Origin of the sequence: Amphibacillus xylanus NBRC 15112 (genome assembly GCF_000307165.1) — a bacterium.
In the GTDB taxonomy this organism is placed as follows: domain Bacteria; phylum Bacillota; class Bacilli; order Bacillales; family Amphibacillaceae; genus Amphibacillus; species Amphibacillus xylanus.
Window position 1 is genome coordinate 210583 of the sequence record NC_018704.1, and the last position, 19466, is coordinate 230048.

A 19466-nucleotide genomic window follows, 5' to 3' on the forward strand; every position below is an offset into this window, starting at 1 on the left:
ATGGCTAAATACAAGGTGTTAAAAACCTTTAGAGACATCCACACAAAAGAAGTTTATAAGAAAGATAGTGTAATCGACATTACAGTTAAAAGAGCCGATGAGGTTGCAAAAAACCTTGATGGCTCTTTTTTAGATCGTATCGATAAAAAGGAGTGATTGCTATGATCACTCCTAAAATCGTTGATGAATTTAAAGAACGCATGCACTTGGGGGATTATGAGGACGACAACCTGAAACGCATATTAAAAACATCATACGAAGACTTAATTGAAATATGTGGCGATTACACACTAGAAGACGAAACATTCAAGGAGCTAGTCTTTGAACGCTCCCGTTATGTTTATAATGACGCTTTAGAATACTTTGAAGAAAATTTTTTAACACGGATTAACACATTATCCATGCGAAAAGTCCTTAGCGAGACGGAATACGAAGGACTAACAGGTGAAGATATTGAAAGATTAGATAAAGAGGACTTGATTATTTATGGATCAGAATAAGTACAATCCTAATTTTCATCGTGGTCTATTTCGTCACCGCATCCAAATAGTAGAAATGGTCGATACGGAAGATGAAATAGGCAATCAAATTGAGGAAGAAAGAGAAGTAACCAAAGCATGGGCAATGATTAAGACGTTAAAAGGTCACGAGTATTTAAAGGCGGCGGCGGTAAGGGCTGAGAGGGTGTATCGTTTTATCATACATTACACACCAGGCATTACTAACAAGATGGTTGTAAAATATGACAATCGCACGTTTGACATTATTGAACCACCAACCAATGATGATGAGATGGATCGTACACTTACCATCATTGCAAAAGAAAGGTTGTGATGTGTTGGTTAAAGTAAGTATAGATAATTTAGCAGACGAAATAACTAATGCATTAAAAGAATACACAACCGAAGTTGAAGAAGGCCTTGAAAAAGCCAAGGAAGACAATGCGAAAGAAGCGGTAAAAATATTAAAAACCACGAGTCCAGTAGGTAAACGCACAAGAAGGAAATATAAAGATGGTTGGCGCGCTAAAAAGGTAGGAAGTGCATGGGTTGTGCATAACGCTACCAACTATCAATTAACTCATTTACTAGAAAAGGGTCATGCGAAGGTAGGACCAAAAGGCGGTCGTGTACCAGGCAAACCGCATATTTACCCTGCAGAACAAAAGGCTATTGTCGGTTATGAAAAACAGCTAGAAAAAATCATTAGGGGTGGGTGATAAAAGAATGACATTAGTGGAGTTAAAAAGATTGCTAGATGCCACTGGTTATCCTGTGGCTTATTCGCATTTCAATAAGCTTGTCGAACCGCCTTTTATCACCTATCTAGTAGACAACAACCCTAATTTTATCGCTGACAACAGGGTGTATCACAAAATAAAAGATATTGACATTGAGTTGTACACAACAAAAAAAGATGAAGCAGTAGAGCAAGTTTTAGAAGATCTATTAGATCAAAACGATATACCTTACGAACCGTATGAGATGTATATCGAATCAGAAAAATTATTTCAAAAAATATATGAAGTGAGGTTATATTAATGACTAACAAAGTACAATTTGGATTAAAAAATGTGCATTATGCACCTTATAAAGTCGTTGATGGAGAAGTAACGTATGAAAAGCCTATCGCTATCCCAGGGGCGGTATCATTAACACTTACACCACGAGGAGAATTATCGGAGTTTTATGCCGATAATATGGTTTATTACTCGGCCGCGCAAAATGATGGTTATGACGGTACTTTATCTATTGCTTTAATCCCAGAGCAGTTTGCTATTGATGCGCTAGGGGAAGAAAAGGATGAAGATGACGGAGTTTTAACTGAAAAGGCAAACGCACGACAAAAGGAATTTGCATTAATGTTTGAATTTGAGGGCGACGTAAAGGCAGTACGTCATGTGCTTTATAAATGCTCTGCAAACCGTCCGACTATTACCGGTGAGACAACAACGAATACAAGAGAACCACAACCAAACGAGTTGACGTTTATCTCAACTGCACGTGAAGGTGATATGGCAGTTAAAACGAAAACTACAGCTGAAACGTCAGAAGAAGTTTATAATAACTGGTACAATGCAGTCTATGAAAAGAAAACTTTGCCGGAGGGATAATAAGTGGAAGCAACAATTAATCTTGGCGATGAAAAAGTCAGGCTAAAGGCAAATGCCATCACAGCTATACATTATAAAAATCAATTTAAATCAGATATTTTAAAAGACACGCTAAGCGCATTGGGTGGAATCGAATCAATCGTTAAACTCCAATCACTTGAGGGGGCAGAAGATTACGAAAAGCTACAAGTGTTGTTGGATGACATTGACACCGTGCTGATCTATCAATTTGTCTGGGCATGGGCTAAAACGTTTGATAGAAATACAAAACCGTTTTTCGAGTGGATTGCTAATGTAGACATGCCTCCGGTGACAGAACTGTTGCTAGAAGATGGATTTGTTGATTTGTTAGTAGGTAATGTATATAGAAAAAAGTAAGTGAGACTACCGTTGTTAGCACACAAAATAAGGATGAAGTGCTTTCAACGGAGTCTTTTTTTATGACTTGTAAAATGGTGGGTCTCACGCTTGATGATTTAGAAATGATGACAATTGGCGAATGTTTAGACTATGTTGAAAATTATGTGAATATAAAACACGGCAAGCAAGAAGATCGTGTTAGGAAGGCAACCCAAGATGATTTTGATTCTTTTTAAGGTAGTGGTGAAATGAAGAAAATTCCTATCCGTTGCAGTAAGTGTAATAAATTATTATTTTTTATCAGTGGAAGATTAAAAGGCAAAATAGAAATCAAGTGTGATAGGTGCAAAAATATAGAAGTAGTTGAAAAGTAGAGAGTCCTAGAACTCCAATTTTAAACAAGTTGGAGGTGAGGGATTGTCTAAACGAATCAAAGGTATCACGATTGAGATAGATGGTGATACGAGAGGTCTAGATAAAGCTTTAAAAGACGTAAATAAAGAATCACGGGACATTCAGCGTGAATTGAGGGATGTTGACCGGTTATTAAAGTTTAACCCTAAAAATACAGAATTAATCGCACAAAAACAGAAATTATTAGGCGATCAAATAGAGACCACCAAGAAGAAGCTCGAACAGTTAAAAGGATCTCAGGAGCAAGTAATTAAAGCTTTCGAAGCTGGGGAAATTTCAGAGGAACAGTATCGAGCGTTTCAGCGCGAAATAGCAGAAACAGAATCTAAACTTAAGCATTATGAAAACCAACTAAAACAAGTAGATAAGACACAGCGCTCTTTTGGCGAAAAGATGGCTGACTCTGGTAAAAAAGTAAAAGAGTTTGGCGACAAAATGACATCTCTGGGCAAGGAAATGTCAATGAAAGTAACCGCGCCTTTAACTGCCGTCGCAGGCATTGCATCTAAAATTGGTATGGATTTTAAAGCGGGTTTATCAGAGGTACAGGCTTTAAGTGGTGCAACTGGTGATGAGTTAGCTAAATTAGAAGATCGCGCTCGAGAGTTAGGGGCATCTACAAAATTTAGTGCTAAAGAAGTTACTGACGGATTCAAGTACATGGCACTTGCGGGGTGGGATGTTAAACAGTCGCTAGATGGCATTGACGGAGTTTTAGATTTAGCGGCCGCATCGGGCGAGGATTTAGGACGAGTATCAGACATCTTAACAGATAGCATTTCTGCATTTGGTGATGAAGCAAAAGATGCGAGTAGATATGCTGACGTTTTAGCCGCGGCATCATCAAACGCAAACACGGACGTTAGCGGATTGGGTGAAGCATTTAAAATGGTTGCTCCAATTGCGGGAGCATTAAATTACAGCTTAGAAGATACAGCGTTGGCTTTAGGTCTAATGGCAAACGCGGGGATTAAAGGAACGCAAGCTGGTACAACATTGCGCAGTGCCTTGACTAACTTAACGAGTCCAACAGCAGGTATGCGTAAAGAAATGAAAAAGTTAGGCATCAACATAAAAGATTCAGAAGGAAATATGAAACCTTTAGATGAGTTGCTTGGTCATTTAAGGGAGAAATTTAGTGGATTGTCAGAAGATCAACAAGCTTCATCTGCTTCGGCTATTTTTGGCAAGCAGGCAATGGCTGGAATGCTAGCAGTTATTAATGCTGGTGAAGGTGACTTCAAAAAGTTGTCAAAAGCTATTGCGAATAGCGATGGTGTTGCCAAACAAATGGCATCAACTATGCAAAATAACCTACAAGGTAAGCTGACTAACCTTAAATCAGCTTTAGAAGAATTGGCTATTAAATTGTTTGATGCGTTAGAGCCAGCCTTGACTAAAATTGTAGACGCTATCCAGAAACTTGTAGATTGGATGAATGGTCTAAGTAAGAACACACAAATAATTGTTGTTTCTATTGGCGCTCTAGTTGCGGCAATTGGACCTTTGTTATTGATATTAGGTCCGTTGATATCGATGGTTGGCAGTATGATGGTCGCTTTACCTGCATTAGTTCCAATTATTGCGGGATTAGCGGGCCCGATTGGGATTGTTGTTGCATCACTATCTGCGTTAGGGGTTGCTTTTGCGCTAACAAGAACAAGGGCAGATGAAACATTGAGAGAGCAAAGAAAGCTAGCTGAAAATAATCTTGAATTAGCCAAATCTTATTCAGATGTATTAGACGAAAAGAACGAACAGTTAGATAAGACAAGCGAACTTTTAGCTGAAACTAAAAAACAAATCGAAGTAACAGATGAACTTGTAGACACCTATGAGGGATTGGCTAAAAAGTCAAAGCTTACAACAGAAGAATTTGGCGAGTTTTTAACCCTGCAAACAGAGCTAGGTAACACAAAGTCACCGGAAAAAATATCGGAAATCGAATCGAGGATGGAAGAGTTAAGGAAAAAATCGGGTCTATCCAAAGAAGAATTTGACAGGTTACTCGAATCTAATGAAGCGCTAGCTGAACAATTTCCTGAGGCGGGCAAGGTCATTGATGATTATGGGAACATAATCATGGATACAACAGGCAAACTCCGCGAGATGACAAATGCAGAGTTAGAGCGCATGGAACTAGAAGTTTATAACCGTATGGCTGAGGACATCCGAGAAGTTAATAGGGAAATAGATGAGTACGCAGTCTTGCTGGGTGAGTCGCTAGTATTGGAAGATAGTATAGACGGAGCAAAAAAAAGAATTAAGAATACGCAATCACAAATTCGTTTTAATGAGGAAGAGATCAAGAAGAACCAAGAAGAAATATTAGAATTGCAAAAACAACGCGAAGAAGCTAGCTTTGAAGAAGCAACTAATATAACGCAAGCGATGATGGATCTCGAGAAACAAAATTCTCAATTGGAGAAAATTAATGAACAGCACAAAAAAAACATAAATGAACTTGAAAGAACTATTGATATAGAGAATGAAACACTTGGAGTAATTAAAGAACAACGGGACAGCATTAGTGATTTAATAGATAAAAACAATCAAAACTATGATGCTTATATACAAACTTTAGAATTGCAATACGACATCAATGTCGAGCGCGGGAAAGAGAACGAAGCTATTGACGAAGCTATTGCGAAGCGAAAAGAAAACATCAAACAATTGAAAGATCAGATTGAAAAAGAGGGAGACTCTAACGGTGAAAAGCAAGAGGGAATCGAGAAGCTAGAAAAAGAAATTAAAAGAATAGAAGATGTGAAAAGCAGAATCAATACCGTTAATGAATCTTTAAATAGCCAAAATGAAAAATACACAATCGCAGAAAACAATCTGGCCAAGGTAGATGAAAAGGTTAAAAAGATAGGGGAAAACACTCGCGGAAACGTCAAACGTGCTGAAGCTTACAATCAAATTGCTGGCGAAGATGTCAGAAAGAGAATAGAAATAAAAACTAATAAAGATGCTGACGACGAGAATGAGAAGTGGAAAAGTCCTATTAGAAAAGTGGTCAATGTGGTGACTAGCGGACTGGAAAAATTGAAGTTTTGGAAAGACGGGACAAACTTCCACCCTGGCGGTCCTGCGGTACTTGGAGAGGGAAGTGGTCCAGAACTCGTTGAACATAACGGGAAATTAAGCTTGGCTAGTTTCGGTTTGTATGATTTGCCCGTTGGAGCTAAGGTATATACAAATGAGGAAACCGTCAATATGCTTAGAAGTGGACTAATCAGTGGTATCGACAGAGGTCTTAGTTTGCAAAGAAAACCTAATAACTCAATCGATCTCACTGGGTTGAACACCAAAGAAGTGATGTCTGTGCTAAAGGAACAGAATGATTTATTACTAATGTTATTACGAAAAGATACCAACGTTTATTTTGATGGCAGAGAAATCGCTTATGCCACAGAGCCGTATGTGACCGAAATACAAAACCGAGATATCTACGTTAAAAATTCCTTTAAGTAGGAGGGGTATTTAGTTGAAATTTAATGGTATAAAAAAATCCTATCTTAAAACATCTAGGAAGAAAAACAGACCGCCATGGATGCCTATACACAGAGAACTCGTAACAGTTGTTGGAAAACCAGGGGCATATTTATCTAACACTCAAAAGCAGATTAGAACGATCAACGTTCCAGTTTTGTTATTAGCGGATGATTTATCTGATTTGCAAAAAGTTAAAGAAGATTTAGCTAATTGGCTAATTCATGACGAGCCAAAAGAACTCATATTTAATGATGAGCCAGACAGAGTTTATTATGCTGTTGTAAGTGGAAGTTTAGATTTAGATGAACTTGTTTATTCGGGACAGGGAATTATTACTTTTCTTTGTCCCGATCCGTTTAAATACGGCCACGAAAAAACTATTCATTTCCCAAGCGATCAAGTCATCGTTGAAAATAACGGAACAGCTGAAGCCGATCCTATTTTTGAATTAACAGCAACTAAAAAGAGTACTTTTGCAATGATTTCAAACGGTGAGGATTATAATTTAATCGGACAACCTAGCGACGTTGATGTAGAACAAGTAGACAGCGAAGAAATTTTGATTAACGAACGTGGGGAAACCTTATCAGAATGGAACACACCACCTATAAAGATAGACAGTCATACAGCTGTGATTGACGGAAGTATGGGAACAGATGGGACTGGTATTGTACCATTAAATTATGGTAGTGGAGATGCTTGGCATGGTCCTGCACGAGCGATAGAGATTAACCCTATACAAGACTTTGAGGTTGAAATGAAATGTAGAGTTGAATTAACTAGACCGTCCGACACCTTTAGAATTGAAACTTATTTATTTGACGAGAATCTAAACGTAATTGGTAAAATAGCGATTGTGGACAGTACGGTTAATGGTAGTCAAGTGGCGGCTGAAGGTCGTTCTGGGGATTGGGTTGGTAATAACGTTAATTACGAAATCTCATCAAAGAATTATTTGCGCAGGACGAATCATTTTCATGGGGTAGTTAAAGTTACCCGCAAAGGAAAAGAACTCATATTTTACGCGGCTAGATTAGGTTCGGGGGATAATCCGATTCACCACGATACACTAACCGTTTCTCGTTTTATCACAGACAGTAATTTATTGGGTAGGTTAAAATATATTCAAATTCATTTTGGGAAATACGGACAGTCAACAAACGCAACCGTACCACGAATTAATCAATTAAAAGTAACCGAATTAAAAGAAGTCAGTGTAGATAAAACACCTTACATTATATACCCGAATGACGTTATAACTTTTGACCACAAAAACGAAGATATTTTAGTAAATGGAGAACCGAGAAAAGACTTAAAAAATTTCGGAGCTTCTTTTTTTACGCTTAAAAAAGGCGATAATCAATTGTTGGTGACACCAGAGGATAGCTTTGAAACAAATGTTAGATTTAGAGAAAGGTTTTATTAGGGGGTGAATCAATGTCGCAAATACACATTGCGGATGGTCAAAGTGATAATATATTAGATTATATTACAGCGAAGAATATTATCAGTGACACGCATAAAAAATCACTTGAAAATACGTTGGAAACGTATAACTTTATAACATTTGCAGACAAATCATTCAGTCAATTTTTAGAAAAACGAAATCGAATCATTATCCCTGACGAAGATGATAATTTAGTTGAATTTGTGATATTTGAAGCTCACAAATATAGAGATACTGAAGGTCATAAGGCTCAAGTCTATGCACATGCTAGCTATTTAGAATTAAAAAAAGCTAGTGTTATTTTTCCTGGTACTTTCACAGGAACTGCCAGCCAACACGGCGGAAGAGCCTTAAATGATACTGGCTGGGAAATTGGTATCGTTGAATCTGACCAATCAATATCAATCACATTTGACAATCACACAAATCCCTATGAGTATTTGAAGCGTATTGCCCGTGAATTTGAACTTGAATTAGATTTTAGGGTAGAACATAACGGAACAAAAATAACTCGTAGAATCGTCGATTTAGTCGAAAGAATTGGTACGTGGCGGGGTCGAGAAGTCACGTTTGGGAAAGACCTTGACGGAATTAGACGGGTTGAAAAGCAAGATATTGTTACAGCTCTTTTAGGAATTGCTCCTGAAGATGAAAACGGTAATCGATTAGAAGTGTTAGTCGAAGATGAAGAAGCCTTACAGCGGTGGGGAAGACGTGATGAATACGGAAATTTACAACATTTGATTGAACCGTATGTAATACAGTCTGATAGATCAGAAATGACTGAAACAGAAGCACGACAATACACACGCACAGCACTTGATAAACGAATAAATACGCAAATCACATATGAAACGACTATTGTGGATTTAGAAAACGTTCCAGGTATGGATAATAAAAAAATACGCTTTGGTGACACGATTAAAATAAAAGATGAAAAATTTAATCCACCTTTATATTTGGAAGCTAGAGTATTTGAGTTAGAAAGATCGGTTAAATCAAAGGGCAAGAAGGAAATTAAGCTTGGTGATTTTATTGAGTACACCGAAGAACAGGTACATGATGTTTTTAATCAATTAAGAAAAGAAATACGCGCACGAATTACAAGATCAGAAATGGTCGAACACACCTACTCAAAAGTAGAAATCGATCAAAAAGATCAATACGTATTTGATGAAGGAAAAGCCTTTGCCGAAGCCGTTGGAATCGAAGCCGAAGATAACGCTAAACAATTCGCAATCGAACAAGATAGTGCACTTAAAATCGACGTTGAAGGCTATGCCGATGGTGTAGCTAGTCAAGCAGAAGATAATGCAAAGGTGTACGCTGATGACGTATCAGCACAAGCCTTACAACAGGCATTAGCTGAATCGGTAGCAAAAGATACGTATAACGCTAAAATGGCTGAAATAGCTAGTGATTTAAGCGAAAAAGCGGGTATAACGTACGTTGACGGTAAATTGCAGATTGTTGACGGAGCAATAGCCGATTTAAACGCAGAAATCGATAAAAAGGCAGATGGCAGTACAGTCTACACAATATCCGAAGTTGACAACATGATTAATAATACAGTATCTAAAACTCAATATACCGCAGATATTAACGGAATTATATCCGATTTAGAAACTCAAGGTACACAGATAGGTCAAAACACGCAAGCTATCGGTTTAAAGGCAAACCAGTCACAAGTAGACGCACTTCAAGGGACAGTAAATAGTCATGATGCGCAGTTGTTAGTTATGGCAGATGAGATAAGTACGAAGGTAAGTGCTGATTATGTTCAAAGTGCTATTGACAATGCTGTTAAAACTGAAACATATAGAATTGTAGCTAGAAGATACAATGGACCGTATAACACACCAACGGGTTTGTATACAGAATCAGGAACTAAATTGAATCCTATAGGCAACGATAGATCTTATATGCTTAGCGTATATGATAGAAACACTAATACGTGGGAAAGTCATGAAACATATGATGTATACCTATCACCTGAAAATGCAGATATTTTAGCAAATGATCTAAACAATTTAGATAATGATAAATTAATAGTGTTAATTGGCGCTCATGCTCCTAGACATAATAGACTTGAAGGGGGTTTGCCCGAAGCAATATATAGATGTGGTGGTTCAAAAGATGTATTTGAACACGCTGATTGGAATGGAAGTCACCCTAGTTACATTTTAGTAGGAATTCCCGGAATGGGTGAGGGTGGAGGTAAAGAGTATTTTGCTCCTTCTAGTGTAGGTTGGTTAGACGTACAATTTTTTATAAATAACGGTAATGTAGATTTTAATGGATATACAGATAATCCTATAACAAAAATCGAATCTCTATCCGCAGAACTATCAGTACAAGCGGGTAAAATTGAAGCTAAGGCCGATAGTAGTACAGTCAATGCATTAGGTGCACGTGTTAGCACCGCTGAAACGAAGATAAGCGGTCTTGAGGGCGAAATAACGTCTAAAGTGAGTACAACGCAGTTTAATACGCTTAGTGGTACGGTGTCTAACTTGCAATCAACAGTAACGCAACAAGCGGGATTAATCGCTCAAAAGGTTGATGACGGACAAGTTCGTTCTATATTCACGCAAGAAGCTAATAGCTTCACGTTTCAAGCTGACCAAATCAATTTTGATGGCCATGTATTTGGTGGTAATGCGACGTTTAAAGGTCACTTACAAGGAGCAACGGGGACTTTTAGTGGGGAAATTGAAACTAGCAAATTGCGAGTGAGAGCAAAAAGCGTACATGACTTTGACAACTTTGGAATAGAAATTGAAACCGCACAGTGGCAAGCAAGTACAACAAATCCATATAAAAGAACTGGGTTTATTGATCTTAATACTGGAAATGACTCGTTGGAGATCAGCAGGAGAGATTTAAATAATAACCAAAAGCCTCTAGCTGGGTTTAGTTTAGACGCAGAAATGATTGATTTGTACGGTAAACTAACGCTGATGCCTAACGCAAATGACGGCTATGCAAATATTTTAAGTCTTAACGGCGGAAACCTTGATCACGCCTACATGGAATTTCATAGGAATTGGCTAGGTAGAAGTGCTTATATAGGAATTGGGTCTAGAAACTCTAATCAATTTGTCATTAATGCGGAAAACTTATCCGAAGGGATCCTATTAACTGGCGGAAATGTAACGGTAAGAAATAGGCTGATTAATTTACCTGCCTATAATAATACAACTGGTAGTCCTGCCAATGCTTATGTTGCAAGTAATGGGTATTTTGGTAGATCTACATCCGCTAAAAAATATAAAGATTTTATTGAAAAAGCAAACGTTGATTATAAAAGAATACTAGAGATCGAGCCGCATAGTTGGTATGACAAAGGTGAAATTAAAAGAAATGGTGGGTCTATAGAAGGCTTAAAAAGATATTACGGAGCAATTGCGGATCATTTTGAAGATGTTGGTCTATCAGAATATGTTGTCTACGACGAGGAAACAGGCGCGGTTGAGAACTTTAATGATCGAGCGTGGATATTGCTTATTCCGAATATTAACGATATTAAGGGGGATTTAGAAAAGTTAGAAACAGAAAACCAACTGCTCAAAAACGAACTAAAAATTATTAAGGAGATGATTTCATGAACCAAGACGTAAATAAAATTATAGACATAGTATCAAGCGAGTGGGCGAATCAACTATTACAGGCTAATAAAAAGATCGGTATCTTATCAGAGCAGAACGAACGTTTACAGAAAGAAATCGAACAATTAAAGCAAGAGATCGAAAGTAAAACGGAAGTTAAAGAGGAGGAAAAATAATGATGGCAGAATACGAATTCGTAGAAACAAGTTCACGAAACATAACTGAAAATGGTCAGCAACTGCGTGTAGTCAATTTTCGAGGAACAGATCAATCTAGCGTACCTAATGAAAAGCTAAATGTAGATGGTAGCTTTACTATGCCTTTGACGGAATACTTTCAAGCGGGTGTAGACGGGGAGTTGCCAAATAAGATTAAAGAGTATGTTGTGGGTAGATTACAAGCCGAGTAAGGCTTATTTTTTATGCAGGAATATTGCCCTTTCTTGTCGAAGTAAGTAAATAAATAAGGAGGGGTTTAGATAATGATTAAAGATATTGTTCTTGCATTAATTGCGGTTTTAGGGCCAATTATTTCAGGAGTATGGTCGTATAAAAGCTCGGTGAAAAAGGCAGAAGCAGATCTGAAAGCAGTGAGAGAAAAAAATAAAACTGAAATTGAATCGATTAAGATTCAAGCTGAAAATGAGCTGGAGAAGATAAGGGAACAATCCCTATCTGAAGGAAGACTATATGAAGAAAAATTGAAATTAGATTTATTAGCCAAACAGTTTAGTAATCCGAAGGTACAGAAGCGGATTGAAGAGATGTTAGATAAGGAATTTAGTAAAAGAATATATGATATATAATGCTTTAACGAGGTATTGTTTTTTGGTATCTATCGCAGGAATATTGCCCCTCTTTGTCGAATAAAGTGACAAGGAGGGAAGTCAATATGTTTGAAAATTCACTTCTAGAAAACACACTTAATGAAATAGCCCTGTTGTTATTGTATCTAATAATAATGATAACAGTATTTATGAGTGTAACCGCAATTTTAACTAGATTATTGGAAAAGGTTATACCATTTTTAAAACACTTTTCAAGTTTCTTATTAGGCTTATCAGGATTAATAGCAACATACGTGTGGGTTCAGTTTTTCTTTGATTAAATTCAATTTACTTGAGTTGAAGGATTTAGTAATATTCCTGTCGAATTTAGGTAATAGACAGGAGGGGATCCTATATGACGCCTAAACTTGAAAAATTAATTTCAAGTCCTAACTTTGTTGTGGGTGCAATAGATTATGACACTGGTATCATGTTTTATAACGATCATCCATTTGCATTTGTCATCTTGATTTATGAGGAAAGTTATAAAGTGTATTTATCAGTTTATGATCATCTAGCACCTAATGACCACCTTATAATTACTGAAGCGAACACTTTAGAAGAAGCTCGAGCACAAGCTGAAGAAGAATTAAAAAGAATCGTAAATAATAACATCCATTAGACATCTCATTGAAGAGATGTATTTTTTTGAAGGAATTTTGCTCTTTTTGAGGGGTTTTTCCAAACGCTCAAAAGAGCGTTTTTTATTTTATAGATCCTGCGTTGAGATCCCTCAACTTCTGTTTAATTGTAGAGTTATGATATAGAGTCAATAAAATAATAACGAAACCAAATAAACTTGAAAGTAATGAGCTAATCACAAGAAAACGACTTATTTTATGATTGATCATTTTGTATCACCCCTTATGTAGTTTAGTATGTATCTATTAAAAATTTTAATTCAGACATCCCAAAAATATGGGGTGTCTTTTTTATGCAAAAAAATAAATGGAGGTTATAAGAAATGGAGTTCTTATCTAATAACATTAAAGCTATTACAGCTGGTCTGTCCTTAGCTTTAAGTTACTTATTTGGAGGTTGGTCAGCGTTGTTGATAGCTTTGATTTGCTTTTCCATATTTGATTATATAACGGGAATTTTAGCAGCGGGTTATAAAGGTGAATTAAATAGCCGAATTGGACTTTATGGGATTGCTCGTAAGGTGCTTATCTTTGGTGTTGTTGCAGTAGCTGGCATTGTAGATCATGTGATTGCTGAGGAATTGGGAAATGCTTTTGCAATCGGTGATTTTGAGCTATCAGTTGCAAGCGCAAGCATTTTGTTCTACCTAGTAAACGAATTTATTAGTATCAGCGAAAATCTAGGCAAATTGAATGTACCAGTCCCATTGGTATTAAAGAAAGCAATTTCTATATTTAAAGAGAAATCATACGAAGAGGGAAAGTTAGCTGAATAGGGCACTCGTTGAGTGTCTTTTTTATTACAGAAAACAAGGAGAGTGTTTATTAATGAGTAAAACATTTATCTGGCCGACAAATACTAAACGAGTAACAAGTCCATATGGTCCAAGACGACATCCGATCACAGGTAAAACTGGAAGTATGCACCACGGGATTGATATTGCTGAAAGTGGCACAAGACCAATCTATGCATCTGCAGCTGGTATTGTCAGTCGATCTTATTTAAGCGCATCTTACGGTGAGGTTATTTTTATCCGTCATGATATTAATGGCAACGCGTGGGAAACCGTCTATGCGCATATGAGATCAGGCTCACGTAGCGTAAAAGTCGGTGACAGGGTTAAACAAGGTCAGACGATTGGCACGATGGGTAATACAGGTCAATCAACAGGTCAGCATTTACATTTCGAGTTACACAAAGGGTTTTGGAATATTAATAAAACAAATGGAGTGGATCCGCAAAAGTTTTTAGAAAAGGATTTGTATCCTGCTAAAAAACCAAGCGTAGGATCCACCTACACGGTCAAAAAAGGCGACACTTTATCAGCTATCGCTAAAAAATATGGCACAACAGTTGCTAAATTAGTTAAGGATAATAACATAAAAAATCCTAATCTAATTCATCCTGGGCAAAAGCTCAATGTTAGCGGATCTGCAGTAAAGCATTATACGGTCAAACGTGGTGACAATTTGAGTGTGATAGCTAAAAATCATGGTATCAGTTTGGACCAGATTAAAAAGCTAAATCCACAAGTTAAAGGTCCGAAATATATTATCCAACCAGGGGATAAAATTAAGGTTAAGTAAATTAAAAAGAGCTAGGGATAAATTCCTTAGCTCTTTATTACTTCAAATTTTAATGTCACTCGAGTGACATTAAAGTGACCAATTGTTAAAAACATAGTTTTTTTAATACTAATTTAAAAATGAATAAGACAACCAAGTCATGATTTACGCTAGGTTTAGCGTACTTGTGATTAAATTCGATAATCACTGATAGTCGCTTTTTTCTCCATGGTAAGGAAGGGGTCGCCGGTTCAAGTCCGGCTGGAAGCTCTCTCTAAAACGCTCATCCTGTAAAGGATCGAGCGTTTTTTTATGGGTAAATTTAAATTAAAATTGACTATGTTCACCTATGCGACGACTAGATGAAAGCCTAATTTTGGAACTAAATATGTAGGCAAACATATGATGTAACATCTCAGGTGATAAGGCCAAACTGTGTTAACTAATATAAATAAATGTGTGGTGAAGAAAATGTCAATGCCAAATATTCCTGATATAAATCCTAAAATTACGCTAGATCGCTGTAAAACAATAGAGTTATTATTGTCATCAATTGCACTTGAAGAGATAGGACTTTCTCATATATTGAATGCAGAAGGTGAAAAACTTCAATTATTCTTAAAGACAAAGCCAAAATGCTTAATGGAATTTATTCAGATCAATGATAGTGTATTGAAAACTCTAAGAACAATTGTAAAATCTCAAATGCTACTCCAGTTTAAATTAGAAGATGCAATTGAATTGGATAGAAAAGAGTGCAAGTGCAAGGGTCAATGTAAAAAGAAACCCCCTTGCAAGCCATCAAAAGGTGATTGCTCCTCACCTTTAGCTAAGTTTACATGCGATGATCTATAGTAATAGGGGTTAAAGAAACAAAAAGGAGATTGATTAAAATGCCTATAATCGAACAAGATGCGGATGAATTGTTTGAAGAAAGTGATAAGAACTATCTTCAGTTTTTTTGCCTATACTTCAAAATGCAGATCTCCTATCTAAAAATGATGGCGTTTCGTCCTGTAGATAAAATCTATCAGAAAAATGCAGAAAATCAGTTAGTTGAGTCATTAACTCTGACCAATCATCTACTCACTCAATTAATTTCAAGGAATTATTTAATTAGTTCTTACTGTGAACGTGATAGTTTATTTACAATTTTTGAATCAATTGAAGAGTTAGAAAGTCTAATACTTGAATTTGAATATTATTTAGCAAAATATAAATTTATTAGTCGTATTCATAAGGAGCAATGTGAACGACTAATTAGTGAAATATCTAGATTCTTCTATCAAAATTATGTAAAAGTGATTATAGTGGATAAAAAGCTTTCAAAACCATGGCTGGCACCAAACTTGCTAACTAACTAATTGAGTTTGCCGAAATATCTAGGTTTAAGCGCCAATTACAGATGTTATTCTGATTTGATCAGCATTTACCCGTTCACATAACTGAGTGTAATCATATACTAGAACGAATGATTAATCTTGGTGGTGAAATGGTAAATGAATGAAATTAGTCTTTGCATGATTGTGAAAAATGAAGAAGAAGTATTAAGAGAATGTTTAAGTAGCGTGAAAGAAATTGTTGATGAAATCATTATTGTCGATACCGGCTCAACAGATAAGACAAAAGAAATTGCACGTGAATTTACAGATAAGGTTATTGACTTTGAATGGATTGATGATTTTTCTGCTGCAAGAAACTTTGCCTTTAGCCATGCGACTAAGGACTTTATATTTTGGATGGATGCAGATGATATCTTGTTAAAAGCAGATCAGGACAAATTCAAAAAATTAAAAGAAGAACTAAATGAGAGTGTAGATACGGTATCAATGCTATACCATATTGCATTTGATGATTATGGTAATCCGCAATTTAGCTTCAGAAGAAATCGCCTAGTAAAGAGAAGTAATAACTTCAAGTGGAAAGGTGCTGTTCATGAGTATTTAGAATTTGGTGGTCGCGTAATCAAATCAGATGTAGCAATTCGACATCGAAAAAAAGACAAAAAAAATGTCAATGTACAATCTGATAGAAATTTAAAAATTTATGAAAACCGATTACGAAAAGGAGAAGAATTTACTCCCCGTGATACCTTCTATTATGCCAATGAATTAAGAGATCACCGTCAATTCGAAGCAGCAATTCAATTTTATCAAAAATTTATTGATATGGAACAAGGGTGGGTAGAGGATAAGATTCGCGCATGTATAAATTTAGCTGCTTGCTATAGAGAGTTAGGGGACCTAGAGAATGAAATTGAAGCACTGATAAAATCAATCGTTTATGATGTCCCTAGACCTGAGGTATCGTGCCGTTTGGGTGATTTATATAAAGAACGAAAACTATATAATAAAGCGATAATTTGGTATCAGATAGCTATTCAAGCAAATGTTGAAGAAATACAAGGATTTAGGCAAGAGAGTTACTCTACATGGTATCCATATTTGCAGTTGTGTGTTTGCTACTGGCACACCGGACAAAAGGAATTAGCAGTTGAGTATAATAATAAAGCAAAGAAGTACCGACCAAATGATCAAGCGATTTTAAATAACGAGAAATTCTTTGAAGAATACTTTTCAAATAAATCATAAGGCCATAGTAAAAGCACAAACGATTAAGGGTTTGTGCTTTTACTTGTTTATAGATATAGATTATTTTTAAATGGCTCGCTAATTTTATCTCTATAGTAATTTAGTTGTTCATTCATTTTTGTTTTAATTTGGGACTTATCTGAAATTATGTTAGACACTTTTGATTGGATCTGCTGACTAATATTAGTTTCATCAGTGGAGATTACAAAATCTTCAAGGTCAACAGATTTCGCAAAGTCAAATATTTTAAACCGATAACCAAATGCAATAAAAGGAGTGTTAGCTGCTAAAGAAATATAGTTAGGATGTAGTTTGAAATTGATTGTCAGAATAAATTTAGTATTTAAAGATAATAGTTGGTTGTGGTTATATAATGTTTTATCAAAAGTAACATTTTTATGATCATTTAATTTCTGATAAAGTCGTTCAATTGCAGGTAAATCGGTATTCCAAACTGTATATAGGTAGATGTGGTAGCCTTGATTGATTAATTGTTTAAGCGCGTCTACGAGTTGATCTTCAACCTGTTCCTCGTTTCCTCCATAGATGTTATTAAAACTTGTCCCCCAATTCACACCGATGATCTTTTCTTGTTTATCAGTAAAATCTAAATTAATCATGACCTGGTCCTCTTTTGAGAGTTGATCAACATTCATTAGAAACCCTGGATCACCACTAATATGGCATTTATCTACACCATGTGCTTTTAATAATGCTAAGGTTAATGGCCCACGAACTCCCGTCCATACGCTCTCTTCAAAGACAGTTTTTATTTTTGCTTTTAGGTCTTCATTTAATGCTAAAGGAATATTTCCTGTGCTTTCTAGTTGCTCAATTAAAGCCTTTGGACCCCAGTCAATTCCTGAACCCCATATCATAATTTTTTTATTTAATAAAATACATTTGTAAAGGTAGTCAATAATGTATGGATGAAGATAGTGGTTATTGCCACCAAGTATTGACCCTCCACCTAAGACGATTAGGTCATAATTTTCAATCGGAATATTTTTTAAATACCTGTGTTCAATGTTTACGCCGTCTACTGAGAAATCCTCTCCAAGTGTAGATAAATGTTCCTTGAATAAGTCGAACATTAATTCGTCTCCTAGATTTCTATATCCAATCCAACCTATATATAATACCTTTTTCACTAAAAAACCTCCTTGATCATATAGTTAATCATTTTCATTCCTTAATTTTTCTAGACACAAATTTTTATAATGTAAGGCTTTAAAACTTCCCACTCCTTTTAATATGAGATATTTATGGTTGTTCTCTCTAAGTTCTAAGCAATAGTTGAAACATTCTAAAGCAGATGAATAATCTTGTTGATCGTACAGGATGAGTCCTTTAATAAAATTCAGATCAACATAGTCTGGATATAGGTATAATGCATAATTAATACCTGGCCATGCCTCTTTAATATTATTGGTATCGAGTAAGATAGCATACTTTAATCGATAGAGTATTGAAGGGGGGATTTTACCATGTAAGAGGAACCCTTTAATAGATTCATTTACATAAGCAAAAGCTAGTAGATAATCTTGTTTACGATACAATTCATTTGCTAAATGATATTCAATCCATGGACTATGACCTGGTACTTTAGCTTCCTCTGTTAAAATATTAAAGTTACGATCTGATTTATCTTTTTTGTTTAATACTTCTTTTATATAACCATAGTGATAGATTGGTGCATCAACGAATTCAGTCGGGTAACCTATGTCGTCTTGGTGAGGCAATAGTGGGATCTCATGAACTTTATTTTTAAATTTAATGCCTAAATGATTACGGAAAATTCGGGGCTGATGATATAGGTATGCTTGCTCTTTATTAACAGGGAATTTTTCACCGTAATAATTAATGATTGGTAAATATATCATTGGTGAACTTGAATTAGAGATTGTGTCTTTAATTAGTAGACTTTTTGACTTTTCAAATTCCTCATCAGCATCAATCCATAAAATCCAATCACCAGTAGCTTTTGATATTGCATAATTTCTTGCTGCAGAAAAGTCGTTATGCCATTTATAAAAATGAACATTCGCATTATATTTTTCACAGATTGATAAAGTTTGATCTGACGAACCAGTGTCAATAATAATGATCTCATCTGCTAAGTTAGAAATACTTTTTAAACAATTATCAAGGAATATTTCTTCATCCTTTACTATTAAACATACCGATAGATTAGGTGATGTCATGTTAAAATCACGTCCCTTTTTATGTGATTACACTTAGCTGTAAATACGTCATTGTGTTATACTTGTTCAATTTTTAATTAAACAAAATGAGAGGATTGGTATTTTATTCAATAAATCATATATAGATCTATAAAATTGTAGATATCATGCAATATGTAATTGATTAGTATGTATTGTTTAACTATAGACAGTCTCGAA

The 19466-nt window shown here is 35.8% G+C and carries 22 protein-coding genes and 1 pseudogene; 21 read left to right on the top strand and 2 right to left on the bottom strand.

Annotation, left to right across the window (positions count from 1 at the left end; all coding sequences use genetic code 11):
• The 21 genes and pseudogenes from AXY_RS12885 to AXY_RS01265 all read left to right on the top strand — a co-directional run bounded on the left by AXY_RS12885 (position 1) and on the right by AXY_RS01265 (position 17064).
• On the top strand, positions 1-156 hold the full coding sequence (locus tag AXY_RS12885; protein WP_015008952.1) for a hypothetical protein: 156 nt from the start codon (positions 1-3) through the stop codon (positions 154-156).
• A 5-nt stretch (positions 157-161) separates the two neighbouring features.
• Positions 162-437: pseudogene (locus AXY_RS01170) on the top strand (hypothetical protein); the annotation flags it as partial.
• Between the two features lie 49 nt (positions 438-486).
• Positions 487-834 carry a phage head closure protein gene (locus AXY_RS01175; protein ID WP_015008954.1) on the top strand — a complete coding sequence of 116 codons (348 nt, stop codon included), beginning with the start codon at positions 487-489 and terminating at the stop codon, positions 832-834.
• Positions 788-1219 carry an HK97 gp10 family phage protein gene (locus AXY_RS01180; protein WP_231841359.1) on the top strand — a complete coding sequence of 144 codons (432 nt, stop codon included), beginning with the start codon at positions 788-790 and terminating at the stop codon, positions 1217-1219. The genes AXY_RS01175 and AXY_RS01180 overlap by 47 nt, the downstream gene beginning before the upstream one ends.
• A gap of 7 nt (positions 1220-1226) precedes the next feature.
• Positions 1227-1541 (top strand): hypothetical protein, encoded by a 315-nt coding sequence (locus AXY_RS01185; protein ID WP_015008956.1) that lies wholly within the window; start codon positions 1227-1229, stop codon positions 1539-1541.
• Complete coding sequence (locus AXY_RS01190; RefSeq protein WP_015008957.1) at positions 1541-2113, top strand: major tail protein; 573 nt, start codon at positions 1541-1543, stop codon at positions 2111-2113. Before AXY_RS01185 ends, AXY_RS01190 begins: the two co-directional genes overlap by 1 nt.
• Before the next feature lie 3 nt (positions 2114-2116).
• Positions 2117-2491 (top strand): hypothetical protein, encoded by a 375-nt coding sequence (locus tag AXY_RS01195; RefSeq protein ID WP_015008958.1) that lies wholly within the window; start codon positions 2117-2119, stop codon positions 2489-2491.
• Between the two features lie 74 nt (positions 2492-2565).
• Complete coding sequence (locus AXY_RS12890) at positions 2566-2709, top strand: hypothetical protein (protein ID WP_172634994.1); 144 nt, start codon at positions 2566-2568, stop codon at positions 2707-2709.
• 181 nt (positions 2710-2890) lie between these two features.
• A complete protein-coding gene (locus tag AXY_RS12165; RefSeq protein WP_015008960.1) occupies positions 2891-6364 on the top strand; it encodes a phage tail tape measure protein in 3474 nt (1157 codons plus the stop codon).
• A gap of 13 nt (positions 6365-6377) precedes the next feature.
• Positions 6378-7811, top strand: coding sequence for a distal tail protein Dit (locus AXY_RS12170; protein ID WP_015008961.1), 1434 nt, complete (start codon positions 6378-6380; stop codon positions 7809-7811).
• Positions 7812-7822: 11 nt separating this feature from the next.
• A complete protein-coding gene (locus AXY_RS01210) occupies positions 7823-11440 on the top strand; it encodes a phage tail spike protein (RefSeq protein ID WP_015008962.1) in 3618 nt (1205 codons plus the stop codon).
• Positions 11437-11616, top strand: coding sequence for a hypothetical protein (locus AXY_RS01215; protein ID WP_015008963.1), 180 nt, complete (start codon positions 11437-11439; stop codon positions 11614-11616). The genes AXY_RS01210 and AXY_RS01215 overlap by 4 nt, the downstream gene beginning before the upstream one ends.
• Before the next feature lie 2 nt (positions 11617-11618).
• Complete coding sequence (locus AXY_RS01220) at positions 11619-11849, top strand: hypothetical protein (RefSeq protein WP_155835445.1); 231 nt, start codon at positions 11619-11621, stop codon at positions 11847-11849.
• Positions 11850-11921: 72 nt separating this feature from the next.
• Positions 11922-12245: a hypothetical protein gene (locus AXY_RS01225; protein WP_015008965.1), complete on the top strand. Its 324-nt coding sequence runs from the start codon at positions 11922-11924 to the stop codon at positions 12243-12245.
• 155 nt (positions 12246-12400) lie between these two features.
• Positions 12401-12547, top strand: a complete 147-nt coding sequence (locus AXY_RS01230) for a hypothetical protein (RefSeq protein ID WP_155835446.1) — start codon at positions 12401-12403, stop codon at positions 12545-12547.
• A 74-nt stretch (positions 12548-12621) separates the two neighbouring features.
• Positions 12622-12888: a hypothetical protein gene (locus tag AXY_RS01235; RefSeq protein ID WP_015008967.1), complete on the top strand. Its 267-nt coding sequence runs from the start codon at positions 12622-12624 to the stop codon at positions 12886-12888.
• Between the two features lie 342 nt (positions 12889-13230).
• A complete protein-coding gene (locus AXY_RS01240) occupies positions 13231-13683 on the top strand; it encodes a phage holin family protein (protein ID WP_015008968.1) in 453 nt (150 codons plus the stop codon).
• A 52-nt stretch (positions 13684-13735) separates the two neighbouring features.
• Positions 13736-14494: a M23 family metallopeptidase gene (locus AXY_RS12175; protein ID WP_015008969.1), complete on the top strand. Its 759-nt coding sequence runs from the start codon at positions 13736-13738 to the stop codon at positions 14492-14494.
• A gap of 450 nt (positions 14495-14944) precedes the next feature.
• Positions 14945-15328: a hypothetical protein gene (locus AXY_RS01255; RefSeq protein ID WP_015008970.1), complete on the top strand. Its 384-nt coding sequence runs from the start codon at positions 14945-14947 to the stop codon at positions 15326-15328.
• 38 nt (positions 15329-15366) lie between these two features.
• Positions 15367-15837, top strand: coding sequence for a hypothetical protein (locus tag AXY_RS01260; protein ID WP_015008971.1), 471 nt, complete (start codon positions 15367-15369; stop codon positions 15835-15837).
• A 135-nt stretch (positions 15838-15972) separates the two neighbouring features.
• A complete protein-coding gene (locus AXY_RS01265) occupies positions 15973-17064 on the top strand; it encodes a glycosyltransferase (protein ID WP_015008972.1) in 1092 nt (363 codons plus the stop codon).
• 47 nt (positions 17065-17111) lie between these two features.
• Here AXY_RS01265 and AXY_RS01270 read toward each other — a convergent pair whose 3' ends face one another.
• Both AXY_RS01270 and AXY_RS01275 read right to left on the bottom strand, forming a co-directional pair.
• On the bottom strand, positions 17112-18215 hold the full coding sequence (locus AXY_RS01270; protein WP_015008973.1) for a polysaccharide pyruvyl transferase family protein: 1104 nt from the start codon (positions 18213-18215) through the stop codon (positions 17112-17114).
• A 24-nt stretch (positions 18216-18239) separates the two neighbouring features.
• Positions 18240-19268: a glycosyltransferase family 2 protein gene (locus tag AXY_RS01275; protein WP_015008974.1), complete on the bottom strand. Its 1029-nt coding sequence runs from the start codon at positions 19266-19268 to the stop codon at positions 18240-18242.
• Positions 19269-19466: the final 198 nt, after the last annotated feature.